Source organism: Streptomyces sp. NPDC039480 (genome assembly GCF_055597165.1).
The window spans coordinates 254,755-272,475 of record NZ_JBVITX010000004.1 but is presented as its reverse complement, the minus strand read 5'-3'; the positions used below and the strand labels follow the sequence as shown (position 1 = coordinate 272,475).

The following is a 17,721-nucleotide window of genomic DNA, read 5'->3' as shown; positions in this document are numbered from 1 at the left end:
CCCCCGTGCCGGCTCGCTACAGCCCCGGCACGGCATCCCGCTGCACCGGGCAGCTCATGCACCGCGGGCCGCCCCGGCCGCGCCCCAGCTCGCTCCCCAGGATCTCGATCACCTCGATGCCCTGCTTGCGCAGGTGCGTGTTGGTCGTCGAGTTCCGTTCGTACGCGACGACGACACCCGGCTCCACCGCGAGGACGTTGCAGCCGTCGTCCCACTGCTCGCGCTCGGCCGCGTGGACGTCCTGGGTGGCGGTGAGCACCCGGATGGCGTCGAGGCCGAGCGCCGCGGCGATGGCCCGGTGCATGTGCTCGGGCGGATGGTCGGTGACCTTCAACTCCCGCTCCCCGACGCCTGGTTCGATGGTGTACGAGCGGAGCATGCCGAGACCCGCGTACTGCGTGAAGGTGTCGCCGTCGACCATCGTCATGACCGTGTCGAGGTGCATGAAGGCGCGCCGCTTCGGCATGTCGAGGGCCACGATCGTCTGCGCGGAGCCCGCCGCGAACAGCTTGTGCGCGAGCATCTCGACGGCCTGCGGGGTGGTGCGCTCGCTCATGCCGATGAGCACCGCGCCCTTGCCGATCACCAGGACGTCGCCGCCCTCGATGGTCGAGGGGTAGTCCGCCTGGCCCTGTGACCAGATGTTGAAGTTCTCGCTCCGGAACAGCGGGTGGTGCTGGTAGATCGCCTCGAAGTGCACGGTCTCGCGCTGCCGGGCGGGCCAGCGCATCGCGTTGATGGAGACGCCGTCGTAGATCCAGGCGGAGGTGTCGCGGGTGAAGAGGTGGTTGGGCAGCGGGCCGAGCAGGAAGTCGTCCAGGTCCATGCAGTGGAAGCGGACGGACGTCGGCTCGGCGTGCCGCTCCAGGAACTCCCGCTTCGTCATCCCGCCGACCAGCGCCTCGGCGAGCTCCGCCGACGGCATCGTCGCGAACACGGCCCGCAGGTGGTCGGTGGCCAGCGGGCCGTACTCCTTCTCGTCGAAGACGCGGTCCAGGACCAGACGGCGGGCCGCGGGCACGTCCAGGGTCTCGGTCAGCAGGTCGCCGAAGAGGTGGACGGCCACGCCCCGGTCGCGCAGCACGTCCGCGAAGCCGTCGTGCTCCTGGCGGGCCCTGCGCACCCACAGGACGTCGTCGAAGAGGAGGGTGTCCTTGTTGCTCGGAGTCAGCCGCTTGAGCTCCAGATCGGGGCGGTGCAGTATGACGCGGCGCAGCCGCCCGGCCTCGGAGTCGACGTGGAATCCCATGGGGTCCATCTTTCCCCGGCCGGACGGCCGACGCTCATCGTTGCCCAAAGCCGCGGTCGGCCGGCCCTAGAGCCGCGGGTCCACCGGTTCGGACTCCAGGGCGAGGACGGCGAACACCGCCTCGTGCACGCGCCACAGCGGTTCGCCGGCCGCGAGGCGGTCCAGGGCCTCAAGGCCGAGCGCGTACTCCCGGACGGCGAGGGAGCGCTTGTGGCCGAGGGAGCGCTCGCGCAGCTTCGCCAGGTTCTCCGGGCGCGTGTACTCCGGGCCGTAGACGATGCGCAGGTACTCGCGGCCGCGGCACTTGACGCCGGGCTGGACGAGCCGGCCCCGGTCGTCCCTGACCAGCGCCTCCACCGGCTTGACGACCATGCCCTCGCCGCCGCGGCTGGTCATCTCCAGCCACCAGTCGACGCCCGAACGGACCGACTCGGGGTCGCCCGTGTCGACGTAGAGGCGGCGGGTGGTCTGCAGCAGGTCGGAGCCCCGGCCGCTGTTGTCGTGCTCCACCATGCGGTCGATCAGGGCCAGCTGCTCGTCGTGCGGGAGCCCGGCGAGGCTGCGGCCCTGGACCGCCAGGATCTGGAACGGCGCGAGCCGCACGCCTTCCAGGCCCTCGGTCGGCCAGCAGTAGCGGCGGTAGGCGTCGGTGAACGCGGCGGCGTCCGCGGCGCGCTCCCGCTGGCGGGCGAGGAGCCCGCCCGTGTCGACGCCGCGCGCCGTCGACGCTTCCAGCGCGGCGAGCGCGCCGGGGAAGACGGCACCGGAGGCGGCGCCCACGGCGGCGTACTGGGTGCGGAGCAGGCCGGACGCCTTCAGCGACCACGGCATCAGCTCCGCGTCGAGCAGCAGCCAGTCCGTCCGCAGCTCCTCCCACAGACCCGCCTCGGTGACGGCGTCGCGGACCCGGCCGAGCACCTCCTCGGTGACGGCCGCGTCGGCGAAGAAGGGGCGTCCTGTGCGGGTGCAGAGCGATCCGGTGGGACCCTCGACCCCGAAGCGCTCGCGGGCCACGTCCGCGTCGCGGCAGACCAGGACCACCGCACGCGAGCCCATGTGCTTCTCCTCGCACACGACGCGGGCGACGCCGTCCTGCGCGTACGACGCGAAGGCCTCGGCCGGGTGCTCCAGATAGCCCTCGCGCCGCGATGTCGCGGTCGGCGCCATCGTCGGCGGCAGGTACGGCAGCAGACGCGGGTCGACGGCGAAGCGGCTCATGACCTCGAGGGCCGCCGCCGCGTTCTCCTCGCGCACGGCGACGCGGCCGGCGTGCCTGGTCTCCACCGCGCGGCGGCCGTGCACGTCGTTCAGGTCGAGGGGCCGCCCGTCGTGGCCGCCCGGCGCCTCGGTACGCAGCGGCTTGGCCGGCTCGTACCAGACGCGTTCCGCCGGTACGTCGACGAGCTCGCGCTCCGGCCAGCGCAGCGCGGTCAGCCTGCCGCCGAAGACGGCGCCGGTGTCCAGGCAGATGGTGTTGTTGAGCCAGGTGGCGGTGGGCACGGGGGTGTGGCCGTAGACGACGGCGGCCCTGCCCCGGTAGTCCTCCGCCCACGGGTAGCGCACCGGCAGGCCGAACTCGTCGGTCTCGCCGGTCGTGTCGCCGTACAGGGCGTGCGAGCGCACCCGGCCGGACGTGCGGCCGTGGTACTTCTCGGGCAGGCCTGCGTGGCAGACGACGAGCCGACCCCCGTCGAGGACGTAGTGGGAGACGAGCCCGTCGACGAACTCCCGCACCTGGGTACGGAATTCCTCGCTCTCGCGCTCCAGCTGCTCGATGGTCTCGGCCAGCCCGTGGGTGGGCCGGACGCCACGGCCCTTCAGGTGGCGGCCGAGCTTGTTCTCGTGGTTGCCGGGGACGCAGAGCGCGGTGCCGCCCGCGACCATGCCCATCACGCGGCGCAGCACGCCCGGGGTGTCCGGGCCGCGGTCGACGAGGTCGCCGACGAAGACGGCGGTGCGGCCCTCGGGGTGGACGCCGTCGGCATAGCCGAGCTTGCCGAGCAGGGTCTCCAGTTCGGCGGCGCAGCCGTGGATGTCGCCGATGATGTCGAAGGGGCCCGTGAGGTGGGAGAGGTCGTTGTAGCGCTTCTCGGTGACGACGGTGGCGCTCTCGATCTCGGCCACGCCGCGCAGGACGTGGACCTTCCTGAAGCCCTCGCGCTCCAGGTGCTTCAGTGAGCGGCGCAGTTCGCGCTGGTGGCGCTGGATGACGCGGCGCGGCAGGCCCGCGCGGTCCTCGCGCGTGGCGTTGCGTGCGGCGCACACGTCTTCGGGCACGTCGAGCACGATGGCGATGGGCAGGACGTCGTACTCCCTGGCCAGCTCGATCAGCTGCTTGCGGCTGTCGCTCTGCACGCTGGTCGCGTCGACGACGGTGCGGCGGCCCGCGGCGAGGCGCTTGCCCGCGATGTAGCCCAGCACGTCGAAGGCGTCGCGGCTGGCGCTCTGGTCGTTCTCGTCGTCGGCGACGAGCCCTCGGCAGAAGTCGCTGGAGATGACCTCGGTGGCCTTGAAGTGGCGGTGCGCGAAGGTCGACTTGCCGGAGCCGGTGGCGCCGATCAGGACGACGAGGGACAGGTCGGTGACGGGCAGCACGCGGCGCGGGCCCCGGGCTTCCGTGCCGGTACTGCTGTCGCCGCTGTTGTTACCGCTGCTGTCGGTGTCGTTCCTCATGCGGCCCGCACCTCCTCTCTGTCGGTCTGTGTGAACACGGCCATCTGGGTGGGCGGTCCCACCTCGGGGTCGTCGTCGCCCACGGGTACGAACTCGACGGCATACGCGTGCCGTTCGGCCACCGTGCGGGCCCAGGCGCGGAACTCCTCCCGCGTCCACTCGAAGCGGTGGTCGCCGTGGCGCACGTGCCCGGCCGGGAGGGTCTCCCACCGGACGTTGTACTCGACGTTCGGCGTCGTGACGAGGACGGTACGGGGGCGTGCGGAGCCGAACACCGCGTACTCCAGGGCGGGCAGGCGCGCCACGTCGACGTGCTCGATGACCTCGCTGAGCACCGCCGCGTCGTACCCCTTCAGCCGCTTGTCGGTGTACGCGAGCGAGCCCTGGAGGAGCTTGACGCGCTCCGCCCGGCGCTCGCCCATGCTGTCGAGCCGCAGCCGCCGCGCGGCGACGGTCAGCGCGCGCACGGACACGTCGAGCCCGACGACCTCGGTGAACCGCGCGTCGTCGAGCAGCGCCTGCACCAACTGGCCCTGCCCGCAGCCCAGATCGAGGACACGGGCCGCACCGGCCGCGGTGAGCGCGGCGAGGATCGCCTCGCGGCGGCGCAGGGCGAGCGGCACGGGCCTTTCCTCGGTGTCGGACTCCTCGTCCACGGCGTTGTCCAGCTCGTCGACGTCCACGCCGTCGGCGTCGGCGAGCCGCACCAGCTCCAGACGCTCCCTCGCCTCACGGGTCAGGGACCGGCGCCGCGCGAGGTAGCGGCTGGTGATGACCTCACGCTCCGGGTGGTCGGCGAGCCAGCCCTCGCCGGCCCGCAGCAGCTTGTCGACCTCGTCCGGCGAGACCCAGTAGTGCTTGGCGTCGTCGAGGACGGGCAGCAGCACGTACAGGTGGCGGAGCGCCTCGCCCAGGGTCAGCTTTCCGTCGGGCACTTCGAGGACCAGCCCCACGTACCGCGAGTCTCCCCAGGCGGGGAACCGCACGTCCAGCGGGACGGGCGTCGCCGTCACCGTCCAGCCGAGCGGCTCGAACAGCGCCCGCACGAGGGCGGCGCCGCCGCTCGCGGGCAGGGCGGGCACCTCGACGCGCAGCGGCAGCGGCCGCGCGGCCCGCTCGGGGCGGGCGGCGCACACGCCGCGCAGCGCGCTGGAGAACACCGCGCTCAGCGCGACGGCGAGCAGCGAGGAGGCCGCGTACGGCCGGTCGTTCACATACTGCGCGAGCGCCGCGTCGGGCGCGCCGCCGCGCCCCTTGCCCTTCCCCTTGCCGCGCCGCACGAGCGCGACGGGGTCGACCTCGAGGAGCAGCGCGGCGGTGCAGCGCTCGGCGGCCGCCTCGGGGTAGAAGACGTGGGCGGTGCCGTGGGAAGTGGCGAACGCCTGCGTCCTGTCAGGGTGCTTGTGCAGCAGGAAGCCCAGGTCGGTCGCCGGGTTCCGCGCGTCGCCGTAGGTCGAGATCGTCAGGAACACATGGTCGAGTATCGTCGCGCCGGGTGGCGAAGGCCACGGGATTTGCACTCGCCGGTCAGGACGCGAGGTGCTCGCGGACGATCAGCTTCGGGTCCTTGTCGTCCCGCAGGCCCTGGTAGCGGGGGTGGCGCAGCATGCCGTCGCGGGTCCACTCCGTGAAGGCGATCTGGGCGACGAGCTCCGGCTCGACCCAGTGGGCGGCGCGCTCCGCGACCCGGCTCGCGAACGGGGCCTGGGATGTACGCAGCCCGTCGAGCCGCTCGCGGAGGGCGAGGAGGGTGCGCCGGTCGAAGCCGGTGCCGACCTTGCCCGCGTAGCGCAGCCGCCCGTCGTCGTAGTAGCCGATGAGCAGCGCGCCGATGCCGACCCGGCTGCCCGCGGGCTCGGTGAAGCCGCCCACGACGAACTCCTGGCCCTGGGAGCACTTCAGCTTGAGCCAGTCGTCGGAGCGGCGCGTGCGGTACGCGCTGTCGGCGCGTTTGGCGATGAGCCCCTCCCAGCCGCGTCGGCACGCGTCGGCGAGGAGTTCGGGGCCGCCCTCGTTGCGATGGGCGCAGAAGCGCAGCGGGGCCGTGAAGGTGATCGCGCGCCGCAGCAGGGACTTGCGGGTGCGCAGCGGCAGCCGTCGCACGTCCACGCCGTCCAGGCGCAGGAGGTCGAAGGCGTAGTACGTGACGGCGACGCCGCTCGCCTCGACGTCGGCCCGCCGGGTGAGTCCCATGCGCTGCTGGAGGCGCGCGAAGTCGGTCCGGCCGTGGGAGTACGCGACGATCTCGCCGTCGACGGTGAAGTCGGCGCAGTCCTGCGCGGTGAGGGCGTCGACGATCTCCGGGTACGTGGCGTCGAGCCGCCGTCCGCTGCGGGAGCGGAGCGTGACCTCGCCGTTCTCGCGGACGGCGAGGACCCGGATGCCGTCCAGCTTCCGCTCGAAGATCCAGCCCTGCGGGAAGTCACGCCGGTCACTGAGGGTCGCCAGCATCGGGGAGGCCGCGAGTTCGACGCCGGGGGCGGCCTCGCGGGTGCGGGCGTGCAGGTCGGGCGGCAGTGTGTCGAGGAGGCCGGTCACCCCTTCCCACCGCCGTCCGGGTCCCATCTGGGCGCGTCCGGCGCCTCGGCGACCTGGCGCAGGGTGCGGCCGCTGAGCGTGGAGCGGGCGCGCCGCGGGTCGGGGGTGCCGCCGTTCCTGCCCGCCTCCGCGCCCCCCGCACCCTCGCTCTTGCGCACGAGCAGCCAGGTCGGCTTGGCGGACCCGCCGCTCCGCTCCTCGCGGCCGTGGAACCGGGTGAGCGCGTACTGGCCGCGCAGCTTCTCACCGTGCAGCTCGAACGTGGCGTGGCCGTTCTCCAGGGACTCGCCGAACGGCACGGGGCGCTTCTTCTTGTCGTGGCTCATCGGCCGGTAGGTGCCCCGGTCCCAGACGATGACGGTCCCGCCGCCGTACTCGCCCTCGGGGATCACGCCCTCGAAGTCGCGGTACGCCATGGGGTGGTCCTCGGTGGGGAGCGCGAGCCGCTTGTCGTGCGGGTCGGTGGAGGGCCCCTTGGGGACCGACCAGGACTTGAGCACGCCGTCGACCTCCAGGCGGAAGTCGAAGTGCATGGTGCTCGCGTCGTGGATCTGCACGACGAACGCAGGCTCGTCGCCGTCCCGGCCGGGCCCGGCCCGCCCGGCCTGAGAGGCCTGCCCGGCCCGCCCGGCCGTCGTATGCTCGCCGCTCGGCTCGCGCGTCCTGTCGAAGTGCCGCTTCCCGCGATAGGTCCGCAGCTTGTCCTCCTCGCTCACGGAGGCCCCTTTCCGTCGGGTCGCTGATCCGTCCGGGCCGCCGGGTACCCCGTGATCGCCACCGGCACGCGCGGTCCGGCGGCGGGGCACTCGCCCTGTTTGTGACGGTACGGGAGACCGGGGCGGTCGGCATCGCGCCGTAGGGCCGGCCCCGGGCTCCCCCGGCCGACGAGGGGCCCTGTAGCCGATAAACGGCCGCGTTGATCCGGCGGCAATCAGATGTTGATCGGTTCTGGTCACCCTGTGCCCGTCGCTATTCGGGGGAAGACAGGAAAACGTCAGTTGTCGGATACACGTATATCGGTGGCCGTGCACGCCACCGACCCCCTCAGCCGTGCCGGAGTCATCAGCCATCTCCGGCACCAGCCCAGCGTCGAACTGGTGGACCGGGCCGCGGACGGCTCGCAGACACCCCCGCCCGGCCCTGCGGCCGCGCCCGCCCAGGAACGCGTCGCCGTCATGCTCGTCGACCGGCTCGACGACCCGGCGGGCAGCGAACTGCGCCGTCTGACCAGGTCCGCCGAGCAGCGCGTCGTCCTGATCGCGAGCGAGCTGCGCGAGCCGGAGCTGCTGGCCGTCGTCGAGTACGGCGTACGGGCCATCCTGTGGCGGCACCAGGCGACCCCGCAGAAGCTGCTGCGGGCCGTGCACAGCGCGGCGCGCGGCGAGGGCGAGCTGCCGCCCGACCTGATCAACCGGCTCATGACGCAGCTGGGCAGGCTCCGGCTCTCGGGGCTCGACGGGGCGCCGTCCACCGCCACCCTCGTACCGACGCTGGGCATGGCGCCCCGCGAGGTGGACGTGGTGCGGCTGATCGCGGAGGGCCTGGACACCAAGCAGATCTCTGAAAAGCTTGCCTACTCCGAACGCACCGTCAAGAACGTCCTGCACGCGCTCATGACGCGCCTGCAACTGCAGAACCGCGCGCATGCCGTCGCGTACGCGCTGCGGGAGGGATACATCTAATGCGGCACCCGAACCACCTCCCCGTTCCTGTCCGGGGAGCCCGGCTTTTCGGTCGGGGAGTCCGACTGTGATCCATGAAGTCGACGAGGCGCTGCGTGCGCTGCTGCGCGGCGCGCTGCCCGAGGGGACCGGCGAGGTCGTCTTCGAGGCGCCGACCCGCGACTGGGCCGCGCGGCGCAACGCCCCCACCCTCAACTCGTACCTGTACGACATTCGCGAGGACGTCGCCCGGCGCGAGCGCGGCGCGTACGCCGAGCGCGGGCCGGACGGCGCGGTGCTGCGCAGGCGGCAGCCGCCGCGCTGGTTCCGGCTCTCCTACCTGCTCACCGCCTGGACCAACCGGCCGGAGGACGAGCACCGGCTGCTCTCCGCGGCCCTCGGCACCCTGCTCGGGCACGAGCTGCTGCCGCCCGACGCCCTGCCCGACGCGCTCGCCGCGCTGCGGGCCCCGCTGCCGCTGACCGTCGCGGTGCCGCCGGCCGAGTCCCGGTCCCTCGCGGACGTGTGGTCGGCGCTCGGCGGTGAGCTCAAGCCGTCCCTGGACGTCGTGATCACCGTGCCGTTCCCGGTGTCGCCGACGTACCCCGTGGCGCCGCCGGTCACCGAGGGCGCGGTCGTGGGCGTCCGCGGCATCGACGGCGAGCCCGGCGACTCGCGGCCCCGGATGCTCCGCAAACAGCGGGACGCGGCGGACAGCGACACGTCGGACAACGGGACCGGTGCGCGGTGAGCTCCCGAGGCGCGGTGAACGGCGCACCGCACGACGCGATACCGGCGCGGCTGGAGTCGCTCCGCGGCCGCGTGGCCGAGCTCGTCGCGCGGCGCGGCGCGGACGACCCGACGGCGGCCGATCCGCTGCGCGGGCTGTACGTGACGCCGGAGACCGCGCACCGGCTGGCCACGGCGCCCCCGCCGGAGCCCGCCCCCGCACCGGACGACGAGGGCCCCGAACCCGGCGGCACGCTGGGCGAGTTGGCCCGCGCCTTCGGGCTGAGCGCACTCGACCGGCACATCCTGCTCGCCGCCCTGGCCCCCGACGTGGACCGCCGCTTCGAGCCGCTGTACGGCTACCTCAACGACGACGTCGGGCGCCGCAGGGCCACGGTCGCGCTCGCCCTCGACCTCGCGGGCACCGGACCGCACGACCCGCTCGCCCGCGCCCGCTTCCACCCGCTGGCGCCGCTGCGCGCCGGCGGCCTGATCGCCGTGGAGGACGAGGAGCGGCCGCTGCCGGGGCGGGCCCTGCGCGTACCGGAGCGCGTGGTGTCGCACCTGCTGGGCGACGACGCGCTGGACCCCGAACTCGCTGGGCGCGACGTCGAGTTGCTCGCGCCGGGCGCCGAGGGACCCGCGCACCCGCTCGCCACCCGTATCGCCGCCCTCGCCGCCGAGCGGCCGCTCTCCGTCCATCTGCGTGAGCGCAGGGAGGGCACCGCCGCAGGGCCGGTGACCGACGCACTGCGGGCAGCGGGCCTGCCCGTGCTGCTGCACAGGCCCCCGCACCGGACGGGTGACGACACGGCCGCGGTGGCCGTCGCGCTCGTCCGCGAGGCACGGCTGCGGCAGGCCGCACTGGTCGTGGGCCCCCTGCCGCCCGAACCCGGCGCTCTCGTACGGACGTTGGCGACCGGCGACGTACCGGTGGTGTTCTTCGGAAGCGAGCCGTACGACCCCGGCTGGGCGCCGGACGCCGGGCTGCTCGCGCTGGACGCGCCGTACGACGGCGTCGACACCGCCCGCGCCTGGCACACCGAACTGGCCCAGCACACGCCCGCGTACGAACCGGACTTCGACCTCGGCGAGGCCGTCGCGCCGTACCGTCTCAGCGAGCCGCAGATCCGCCGCGCGGCACGGGACGCCACCGGCCTCGCCGCCTTCGACGGGACCGCGCCGACCGCCGCGCATCTCCAGCACAGCGCCCGGCTCCAGTCCGCGCCGCTGCTCGACAAGCACGCCCGGCGGATCAGGCCCGAGGTCGGCTTCGACGACCTCGTCCTGCCGGACGAGCCCCTCGCCATGCTGCGGGAGCTCACGATGCGCGCCCGGCACCGCGACAAGGTGCTCGGCGAGTGGCGGCTGCGCACCGGCGGCGGGCGCGGGCGCGGCGTCGTCGCGCTGTTCGCCGGGGACTCCGGCACCGGCAAGACGCTGTCGGCCGAGGTGGTGGCCGGTGAACTCGGCCTCGACCTGTATGTGGTGGACCTGTCGGCGGTCGTCGACAAGTACATCGGCGAGACGGAGAAGAACCTGGAGCGCATCTTCGCCGAGGCGGACCGCACGGACGCGGTGCTGCTCTTCGACGAGGCCGACGCCGTCTTCGGCAAGCGCTCGGAGGTCAAGAGCTCGCACGACAGGTACGCGAACCTGGAGAGCGCGTATCTGCTCCAGCGCCTCGAGGCGTTCGACGGGATCGCCGTGCTGACGACGAACCTGCGGGCCAACATCGACGACGCGTTCACCCGCCGCCTCGACCTGGTGGTGGACTTCCCGTTCCCGGACGCCGAACTGCGCCTCACGCTGTGGCGCGGCTGTCTGGCCGGCACACCCTGCTCTCCTGACCTCGATGCCGAACTCGGCGTCTGCGCCAAGGAGTTCGAGCTGGCGGGCGGCGGCATCCGGGCGGCCGCGGTGACGGCCGCCTATCTGGCGGCGGGGCACGGCGGCCCGGTGACGGGCGAGGACGTCCGGGCGGGAGCACGGCGCGAATACCGCAAGATGGGCCGCCTTGAGCCGGGGACGACGCTGCCCTGGCAGTAGTGCGCGGTCATCTGTGGGGCTCGCCGCCAGGGTGCTGAGGGGTGGCAGGGGCGTGGGCGCGGCGGTAGTCGCGGGGCGTGGTGCCGGTGAGGGCACGGAAGTGGTGGCGCAGGGCGGCGGGTGAGGTGAAGCCGGTCGCGCCCGCGATGCCCTCGACGGGTGTGTCGGTCTCCCGCAGGAGCCGCATCGCCTCGTGCAGGCGCGCACGCAGCACGTACTGGAGCGGGCTGAGCCCGGTGCGGTCACGGAAGCGGCGCGTCACGCTGCTGGTGGAGGTGCGTGCGTGGGCGGCGATCTCGGGGAGCGTGAGCGGGAGATGGAGGTGCGTGTCGATCCACCGCAGGGTGGGGTCGAGTCCCGTGCTCCCTGCGACCTCCCGGTCGATGGTCTCCTGGACGCTGTCCGCGTCCACGTGCAGCGGCGTGATCAGTTCCCGTGACGTCCGGCCCGCGACCTCCCTGCCGTGGTCGCGGGCCAGCAGCCGCAGACAGACGTCCAGACCCCCGAAGACTCCGGCCGCCGTGCAGTAGGGCCCGTCCTCGACGACCGTGCCGACCGGGTCGACGTCGATCCGGGGGTGCAGCGCGGCCAGTTCCGCCACGTGCCGCCAGCCGGTCGTGGCCCGCCGCCCGTCGAGCAGCCCGGTCGCCGCGAGCGTGAACGTGCCGGTGCTGACGGCGGCGACGCGGCTGCCCCTGCCCGCAGCGGCGCGCAGGGCGGCGGCGACGCCCTCGGGGGGCCGTCCGGCACGGGGGCCGGCGTGCCCGGGGAGCAGTACGACGTCGGCGTCCGCCAGGCCTTCGAGGCCGTGCGGCGGGCGGACGGCGAGCGCGGGCCCCGGGCCGCCGGTCGCCCGGAAGCCGGGGGCCGCGCAGAGCCTGACCTCGTAGGACACGCCGGGGTGCGCGCGGCAGGCGGTGCCGAAGACGAGGCCGGGCGTGGTGAGGTGATGGCCCGGGGCTCCGTCGAGGGCCAGGACGGCGATCACAGACATGTCGGGAATCCAACCATCCGCACGGCACGGCCGGTGCCGACCGGCCGCGCGGCCCGCGGCTCACGGCTCGGCCGTGCGGGTCCGGATCAGCCGCTCTTGTGGATCGTCTTGTGGATCCAGTGCTTGAAGGCGGGCACGTTGGAGTAGAGGCCGGGTCCCGTCCCGCAGCCCTCACGGAGGCTGCCGGGTCCGGACGTGGCGCCGATCAGCTCCCAGCGGCCGTTCTTCGCGCGCTGCAGCTGCGGGCCGCCGGAGTCGCCGTTGCACGCCATGGCCTGCGGCTTCGTGCTGACCGTGCACAGCCGCGTCCGGTCCGCCCAGCCGGGCGCGCACTCGCTCGCCGCGCCCCTGCGCGTGTCCAACTGCTGGAGGCGGTCGGGGAACTTCGCGTCCTCCAGCGTCGGCGCCTCGACGACCGTGCCGTAGCCGAGGATGCGGGTGGGCGTGCCGGCCGGTCCCGCCTTGTCGGCGATGCGGACGGGCCGCTGGGAGACGGGGCGGTCCAGGCGTATCAGCGCGAGGTCGTTCTTGTTGTACGTCGTGCCGGTCATGTCCTGCACGTAGCCGGGGGCGGTGACGATCTTGTCGATGTTCCGGACGGAACCGCCGGTCGTCCGGTGGTCGCTCCCGACGCGGATCTTGCCGGTCAGGGTGGCCAGCTCGGGGTTGACGCAGTGCGCGGCCGTGAGGACCCACCGGGAGTCGACCAGTGTCGCCCCGCACTGGGCGCCGTACTCCTCGACCGGCACCGTCGCCATGAACGGGTAGTGCTGCGTGGCGTCCTCGCCGTTGACGACGGCGCTCGCGCTGCCGGTCAGCACCGTGGCGCCGAGGAGCGCGGTCGCGCCGAGGGCCGCGGCGCCCCGGGCGAGCAGCCGGCGCGGGGAACGGCCGGAGTGGTCCGAGTGCGCGGCGGAGGGCGTCGCGGGGGCGGGGGTGGTGTGGTGCATGAACGGGCCTTTCGCGGAGAGTGCAGGTGCGGTGCGCGGACGAGACGTCTGTCCGCCTTCGTCCCACCGCGCTGCGATCATCCTTCGGGGGCGGCCCCCGCAAACAGCGGCCGTGATGTCACCCTCGGCTAAATTCTGGACATGTCATTGATCGCCGTCCTGGCCCTCGACGGGGTGCCTGGGCACCAGCTCACGGCCCCCGGGCTGACCTTCGCCACGGCGGCCAGGCATCACCACCCGGTGGGGTACGAGGTGCGGATCTGCGCGGGGCCGGGGTTCCGGGGCACGGGTGGGCCCGCACCCTTCGGCATCGACACGCCCTGGGGCCTGGAGGGTCTCGACGACGCCGACACGGTGCTGCTGCCGGGGCACGAGGGCTTCCGTGCGGCGCCGCCGCCCGGCGTCGCGCACGCGCTGCGGGGCGTGGTGGCGCGCGGGGGCCGGGTCGGCGCCGTCGGGACCGGCACGTTCACCCTGGCGGCGACCGGGCTGCTGGACGGGCGCCGGGCGGCCACCGGTCGGCGGTACACGCGGGAACTGGCGCGGTCGTACCCTCGTATCGACGTGGATCCCGAGGGGTCCGCGGTGGCCGACGGGCCGTTCCACAGCGCGGCCGGGGTGCTCGGGGGTGTCGATCTGTGTCTGCACCTGATCACGCTGGATCACGGGGAGACCGTGGCCATCGAGACGGAACGACAGCTCTTCCTGCAGTTGCACGCGGAGGTGGAGGCGGAGGACTCCGGAGGGGCGGCTTCCGGCACCGGCCCGACCTCCGGCGCCGACCCGACCTCCGGCGCCGGCCGGGAAGTGGCGCACGGCGCTCTCGCGGAGGCCGCCTACAACGCCGTCACCCCGCCCGGCAGCAGCCTCGAACCGGTGACACGGTGGATGGAGGCCAACCTGCACCGCCCGCTGACCCTCGACGACATCGCGGGCCGGGCGGGGCTCGGCGTCCGCAGCCTGACCCGCCGCTTCCGCGCCGAGACGGGGCTCACCCCGCTCCAGTACCTGCTCCGTACACGGCTCCAGAGCGCCCAGCGGCTCCTCGAACGCACCGACGACCCGGTGGAGCGCATCGCGGCCCGCACCGGCCTCGGCACCCCTGCCAACCTGCGCCACCACTTCCAGCGCTCCACCGGCACCAGCCCCACCACCTATCGCACGGCGTTCCGCGCGGTGGTCTCGGGCATGACCTGGCCGGATCGCCCCGACGACCAGCCGTAACAGCGTCGGCCGCGACTACTCCGGCCAGTCGGAGATCGTCCAGCCCATGCTCTTGCGGTCGTCGCACTTCCACGTGACCGCGCTCGTGTCGTTCTGCATGTCGACGAGGCACTCGCCGGAGCCGACCGCGACGATCCGGGTCAGTCCGTCGCCGCGCCTCTCCAGCTTCCACTTCTGGTTGTCCGGCAGCCGGCCGGTCTTGATGTTCTCCGGCGGCGCGTGGAAGATCTGCGCGATGTTGGTGTTCACCTTCTGGTCAAGGACCGTGCCGGGGGCGCTGGCGGGCTCCAGGGCGTAGGTGTCGGACTCCGGGTAGTGGTGCAGGATCCAGTTCTGGTTGTCGCCGAACTCGTCCGTGAGGGAGGGGTTCTGGCCGACATAGGTGCCGTCGGCCTGCTCCCCCTTCTTGACCTCCAGGTACCAGCCGCTGCCCTCGCTGCTGCGGATGGTGTGCGTCTTGGGGCCCTTGGGCTTGTCGTCCTTCTTCTCGCCGCCGCCCGGCTCCGGCTTCGGAGCGTCGCCCTTGTCCTCCGGCGGAGGCGCGGGCTCCTTCTTCTCCTTCTTCTCGGTGTCGCTCGGCTTCGGGCTCGGCGCCTGCTTCATGCCGTCGGTCTGCGGCAGCTCCTGCTGCTTGCCCGGCTTCTCCCTGGCCTGGGTGGCCATGCTCGGCTTGTGCTGGAACCAGAGCACGGCGAACGCGAGGCCCAGCGCGAACAGCACCGAGAACACCGCCATCGCCCAGCGCGGGATCACCGACGGCTGTACGTACGTGCCGTGCAGCTCCACGGGCTCGGGCACCCCGGCCCGCAGCACGGAGACGGTGAACGGATGCTTGGTGGTGCCGCCCACCCAGCTCACCGCGCCGGGCTTGAGCCGCAGTTCCGCGAAGCCGGCGCGGCCGGGGGCGACCTGCACGGAGCCCGGCTCGGCCTCGACCTCCAGCGCGTCGCCGTTCTCACGGCCGGAGAAGGAGGCCGTCAGCTGCTGGTTGCCGAGGTTGTCGACGGCCACCGACGCCTTGGCGCTCAGTCGGCCGCTCACCACCAACGGCAGGAGTTCCGTGCGCAGTTCGGCGAAGGGGGTGATGGTCACCTGGCCCTCGGCCACGTCCGCCGCGTGCGCGGCCTCGCGGGGCTGCACCCGGACGCCGAACGGCGTCGGTCCTGCCTGCGCGTCCGGGGTCCTGGGCGGCGCGAGCTCCACCTGCGCGGTGCCCTCCGCCCCCGGGTACAGGCGCAGTACGTCGGGCTGTACGCGGGCCCAGCCGGCGGCGGCGCCGACCACCTGGAGGCGGTACTCCTCGACGGTGTCGCCGGTGTTGCGCACGCGCAGCCGTACGCTCGTGGCGGAGCCGGGTTCCACGGTGGTCGCGGAGGGTTCGAGTGCGGTCCACATGTGGCTCAACGACCCTTCACGCCGGGGTTCTTGACGCTGCCGCCGACCATGGCCTGCAGGGTCCTGCTGTCGGCGACGCCGGTCGCCGGGAGGCCGACGGACGCCTGGTACTCCTTGATGTGGGCGGCCGTGCTGCTGTTGTACCTGGCCGTGACGGGCGCGCGGCGGCCATGCTTGAAGTAGGCCACGCCGTGCTCGGCGTAGGCCCGGTCGCGGTCCAGGTCACCGTCGCTGATGCCGGCCTGCGAGGCCCACCAGAACGCCGCCTGCACCTGCATGACCTCCCAGTTGTCCGCTCCAGAGCGGACGTGGTCGGGGCGGACGCCCTGCGCCCACAGCGAGGTGAGGGTGGCCCGGCCGAGCTCACCCAGGTCGTCCGTCTCGAAGATCTGCGCGGTGTTCTTGCCGGAGGTCTGGCCGGAGCGGACCACCGCTTGCTGGTAACAGATCAACTTGTCCTCGGTCTTGGCGTCGATGACGCCGGGGGTGTAGGAGCCGGTCAGTGTGCACGGGTTCTTCGAGCCGAGGGCCGCGAGGCGGCGCTGGGCGTACTCGACGACGACATCGGACTTGTAGCCGCGCTGCCACGGCGGGCCGCTGCGGGCGGCGGTCCGGCGGTCCGCCACCCGCTTCTCGCCACCTCCGCCGTCCTCGCCGCCGCCTTCGCCGCTGGCGCTGCCTCCGCCGGACGAGCCGCCGCCACCGGAGCCGCCCCCGGAACCGGAGCCGCCTCCTCCGCCGGAGCCGTCGCCCGCGCCGCCACCACCCGGGCCGCCGCCCTTCGCCTTCTCCTTCGGAGGCGGCGGGGCGTCCGCGAGCTTGTCCTTCTCACCGCCCTGCGGGGCCGCGTCGGGGGCGGCTGCGGCCGCCTGGTTCTCGCGCGCCGATCCGTTGAACTTCGGGGCGTAGGAGAACCAGACCACCATGAAGGCGATGCCGAGCGCCGCGACGACGCTGCCGAGGGCGAGCAGCCAGCGGGGCAGGACCGGGCGCTGGTCGAAGCTGCCGGGCAGCTCGTGGGCCTGCTCGTCGCCGGACCGGCGCACGGCCACGGTGAGCGGGTGCGGCTGCGCGGACCCCGTCCACAGCACCTGCTGCGGACGTACGGTGAAGCGCGCGAACGCGGCGCGGCCCGGGGCCGCCTGGATCGCCGTGGGAGTGATGTCGAAGGCCAGCCGGCCCGCGTCGTCGCGCACGGTGAGCGACGCGGTCAGCGGGGTGTTGCCGAGGTTGTCCACGGCGACCGAGGCCCGGCCGCGGAAGCGTCCCACGATGGTGGGCGGCAGCAGCTCGGCCCGGATCTCCGAGAAGGGCGTGACAGTGACCTGGCCCTCGACGACGTCGCGTGCCTCGGGGTGCTCCCGGGGCTCGACGCGGATGCCGAAGGGCGTGGGCCCGGCCTTCGTGTCGGACGAGCGGGGCGGCGCGAAGGACACCTCGGCCGTGCCCTCGCTGCCCGGGTAGAGCCGCAGCACATCGGGTTCGACGCGGGCCCAGCCGGCGGGCGCGCCGACGATCCCCAGGCGGAACTCCTCGACCGTGTCTCCCGTATTGCGTACGCGAAGCCGTACGGTCGCTCGGCCACCGGGGTCCACGGTCACCGCGGCCGGGTCAAGGGAGTTCCACCACGTCATACGGGCACGGTAGAGGGCACCCCGCCCGGTCTCCTTGTACGAAAGGGCGACGCCAAGGGCAGTGCCTCCTGCCCGAGCGATCCCGCCGTATACACGTCGGCCGGGGGCCGACGGCACGTCAGCAGAGTGCTGTCAGCACGGAATTCGGGGCGGCGGAACGCCGCCAGTCGGCCAGCAGGGCGGCTATCTCCTTGGCCTCCGCCGCGCCCCGGCGCTCCATGAAACGGTGGGCGATGCGCAGGGCGGCTCTGGCGCGGTCGAGGTCGCCGAGGGCGAGGAGGGCCCGACCGCGCGCGGCCATCGCGAGGGACCCGAGCGATCCCGCGGGACACACAGCGGCCCGCGGGACAAGAACACATCAGCACAGGGCCGTCAGCACGGAACTCGGGGGCACCGAACGCCGCCAGTCGGCCAGCAGGGCGGCTATCTCCGTGGCCTCCGCCGCGCCCCGGCGCTCCATGAAACGGTGGGCGATCCGGAGCGCGGCCCTGGCCCGGTCGAGGTCACCGAGGGCCAGGAGGGGCCGACCACGCGCGGCCATCGCGAGGGACCCGAGCGATCCCGCGGGACACACAGCGGCCCGCGGGACAAGAACACATCAGCACAGGGCCGTCAGCACGGAACT

General features: G+C 73.6%; 15 protein-coding genes. 4 read left to right on the top strand and 11 right to left on the bottom strand.

Annotated features, from left to right (window positions below):
* Nucleotides 1–16: 16 nt before the first annotated feature.
* The 5 genes from ACZ56E_RS15170 to ACZ56E_RS15150 all read right to left on the bottom strand — a co-directional run bounded on the left by ACZ56E_RS15170 (nucleotide 17) and on the right by ACZ56E_RS15150 (nucleotide 7,176).
* A complete protein-coding gene (locus ACZ56E_RS15170; RefSeq protein WP_471214351.1) occupies nucleotides 17–1,249 on the bottom strand; it encodes an arginine deiminase in 1,233 nt (410 codons plus the stop codon).
* Nucleotides 1,250–1,315: 66 nt separating this feature from the next.
* Nucleotides 1,316–3,922 (bottom strand): polynucleotide kinase-phosphatase, encoded by a 2,607-nt coding sequence (locus ACZ56E_RS15165; RefSeq protein ID WP_471214350.1) that lies wholly within the window; start codon nucleotides 3,920–3,922, stop codon nucleotides 1,316–1,318.
* Nucleotides 3,919–5,394, bottom strand: a complete 1,476-nt coding sequence (locus tag ACZ56E_RS15160; RefSeq protein ID WP_471214349.1) for a 3' terminal RNA ribose 2'-O-methyltransferase Hen1 — start codon at nucleotides 5,392–5,394, stop codon at nucleotides 3,919–3,921. Before ACZ56E_RS15160 ends, ACZ56E_RS15165 begins: the two co-directional genes overlap by 4 nt.
* Before the next feature lie 55 nt (nucleotides 5,395–5,449).
* Entirely contained in the window at nucleotides 5,450–6,460 is a 1,011-nt protein-coding gene (ligD, locus tag ACZ56E_RS15155; protein WP_471214348.1) for a non-homologous end-joining DNA ligase, read from the bottom strand.
* Nucleotides 6,457–7,176 carry a DNA polymerase ligase N-terminal domain-containing protein gene (locus ACZ56E_RS15150; protein WP_471214346.1) on the bottom strand — a complete coding sequence of 240 codons (720 nt, stop codon included), beginning with the start codon at nucleotides 7,174–7,176 and terminating at the stop codon, nucleotides 6,457–6,459. Before ACZ56E_RS15150 ends, ligD begins: the two co-directional genes overlap by 4 nt.
* Nucleotides 7,177–7,458: 282 nt before the next feature.
* Between ACZ56E_RS15150 and ACZ56E_RS15145 the strand changes: the two genes are divergently transcribed.
* From ACZ56E_RS15145 to ACZ56E_RS15135, 3 genes are all read left to right on the top strand, one after another.
* On the top strand, nucleotides 7,459–8,142 hold the full coding sequence (locus ACZ56E_RS15145; RefSeq protein ID WP_471214344.1) for a response regulator transcription factor: 684 nt from the start codon (nucleotides 7,459–7,461) through the stop codon (nucleotides 8,140–8,142).
* Between the two features lie 67 nt (nucleotides 8,143–8,209).
* Nucleotides 8,210–8,872 (top strand): Pvc16 family protein, encoded by a 663-nt coding sequence (locus ACZ56E_RS15140; RefSeq protein WP_471214343.1) that lies wholly within the window; start codon nucleotides 8,210–8,212, stop codon nucleotides 8,870–8,872.
* Complete coding sequence (locus tag ACZ56E_RS15135) at nucleotides 8,869–10,899, top strand: ATP-binding protein (protein WP_471214341.1); 2,031 nt, start codon at nucleotides 8,869–8,871, stop codon at nucleotides 10,897–10,899. Before ACZ56E_RS15140 ends, ACZ56E_RS15135 begins: the two co-directional genes overlap by 4 nt.
* Nucleotides 10,900–10,906: 7 nt before the next feature.
* On the opposite strand, the gene ACZ56E_RS15130 is transcribed toward ACZ56E_RS15135, so the two are convergent.
* Nucleotides 10,907–11,893 (bottom strand): GlxA family transcriptional regulator, encoded by a 987-nt coding sequence (locus ACZ56E_RS15130; RefSeq protein ID WP_471214340.1) that lies wholly within the window; start codon nucleotides 11,891–11,893, stop codon nucleotides 10,907–10,909.
* Between the two features lie 86 nt (nucleotides 11,894–11,979).
* Nucleotides 11,980–12,843 carry a S1 family peptidase gene (locus ACZ56E_RS15125; protein WP_471214339.1) on the bottom strand — a complete coding sequence of 288 codons (864 nt, stop codon included), beginning with the start codon at nucleotides 12,841–12,843 and terminating at the stop codon, nucleotides 11,980–11,982.
* A gap of 141 nt (nucleotides 12,844–12,984) precedes the next feature.
* On the opposite strand from ACZ56E_RS15125, the gene ACZ56E_RS15120 reads away from it, so the two are divergent.
* Entirely contained in the window at nucleotides 12,985–14,067 is a 1,083-nt protein-coding gene (locus tag ACZ56E_RS15120) for a GlxA family transcriptional regulator (protein WP_471214337.1), read from the top strand.
* 15 nt (nucleotides 14,068–14,082) lie between these two features.
* Here the strand turns inward: ACZ56E_RS15120 and ACZ56E_RS15115 are convergent, their stop codons facing one another.
* The 4 genes from ACZ56E_RS15115 to ACZ56E_RS15100 all read right to left on the bottom strand — a co-directional run bounded on the left by ACZ56E_RS15115 (nucleotide 14,083) and on the right by ACZ56E_RS15100 (nucleotide 17,637).
* Complete coding sequence (locus tag ACZ56E_RS15115; protein ID WP_471214336.1) at nucleotides 14,083–15,462, bottom strand: RICIN domain-containing protein; 1,380 nt, start codon at nucleotides 15,460–15,462, stop codon at nucleotides 14,083–14,085.
* Between the two features lie 5 nt (nucleotides 15,463–15,467).
* Nucleotides 15,468–17,096, bottom strand: a complete 1,629-nt coding sequence (locus tag ACZ56E_RS15110) for a peptidoglycan-binding protein (RefSeq protein ID WP_471214335.1) — start codon at nucleotides 17,094–17,096, stop codon at nucleotides 15,468–15,470.
* Between the two features lie 118 nt (nucleotides 17,097–17,214).
* Nucleotides 17,215–17,397 (bottom strand): hypothetical protein, encoded by a 183-nt coding sequence (locus ACZ56E_RS15105; protein WP_471214333.1) that lies wholly within the window; start codon nucleotides 17,395–17,397, stop codon nucleotides 17,215–17,217.
* Nucleotides 17,398–17,454: 57 nt separating this feature from the next.
* Nucleotides 17,455–17,637 (bottom strand): hypothetical protein, encoded by a 183-nt coding sequence (locus ACZ56E_RS15100; protein ID WP_471214332.1) that lies wholly within the window; start codon nucleotides 17,635–17,637, stop codon nucleotides 17,455–17,457.
* Nucleotides 17,638–17,721 lie beyond the last annotated feature (84 nt).

What these genes read in the sequence shown, in the direction of transcription:
- ACZ56E_RS15100 (WP_471214332.1), bottom strand. Translation starts at nt 17,637, where the DNA reads ATGGCCGCGCGTGGTCGGCCCCTCCTGGCCCTCGGTGACCTCGACCGG.
- ACZ56E_RS15115 (WP_471214336.1), bottom strand. Translation starts at nt 15,462, where the DNA reads ATGTGGACCGCACTCGAACCCTCCGCGACCACCGTGGAACCCGGCTCC.
- ACZ56E_RS15120 (WP_471214337.1), top strand. Translation starts at nt 12,985, where the DNA reads ATGTCATTGATCGCCGTCCTGGCCCTCGACGGGGTGCCTGGGCACCAG.
- ACZ56E_RS15110 (WP_471214335.1), bottom strand. Translation starts at nt 17,096, where the DNA reads ATGACGTGGTGGAACTCCCTTGACCCGGCCGCGGTGACCGTGGACCCC.
- ACZ56E_RS15105 (WP_471214333.1), bottom strand. Translation starts at nt 17,397, where the DNA reads ATGGCCGCGCGCGGTCGGGCCCTCCTCGCCCTCGGCGACCTCGACCGC.
- ACZ56E_RS15165 (WP_471214350.1), bottom strand. Translation starts at nt 3,922, where the DNA reads ATGAGGAACGACACCGACAGCAGCGGTAACAACAGCGGCGACAGCAGT.
- ACZ56E_RS15170 (WP_471214351.1), bottom strand. Translation starts at nt 1,249, where the DNA reads ATGGGATTCCACGTCGACTCCGAGGCCGGGCGGCTGCGCCGCGTCATA.
- ACZ56E_RS15130 (WP_471214340.1), bottom strand. Translation starts at nt 11,893, where the DNA reads ATGTCTGTGATCGCCGTCCTGGCCCTCGACGGAGCCCCGGGCCATCAC.
- ACZ56E_RS15125 (WP_471214339.1), bottom strand. Translation starts at nt 12,843, where the DNA reads ATGCACCACACCACCCCCGCCCCCGCGACGCCCTCCGCCGCGCACTCG.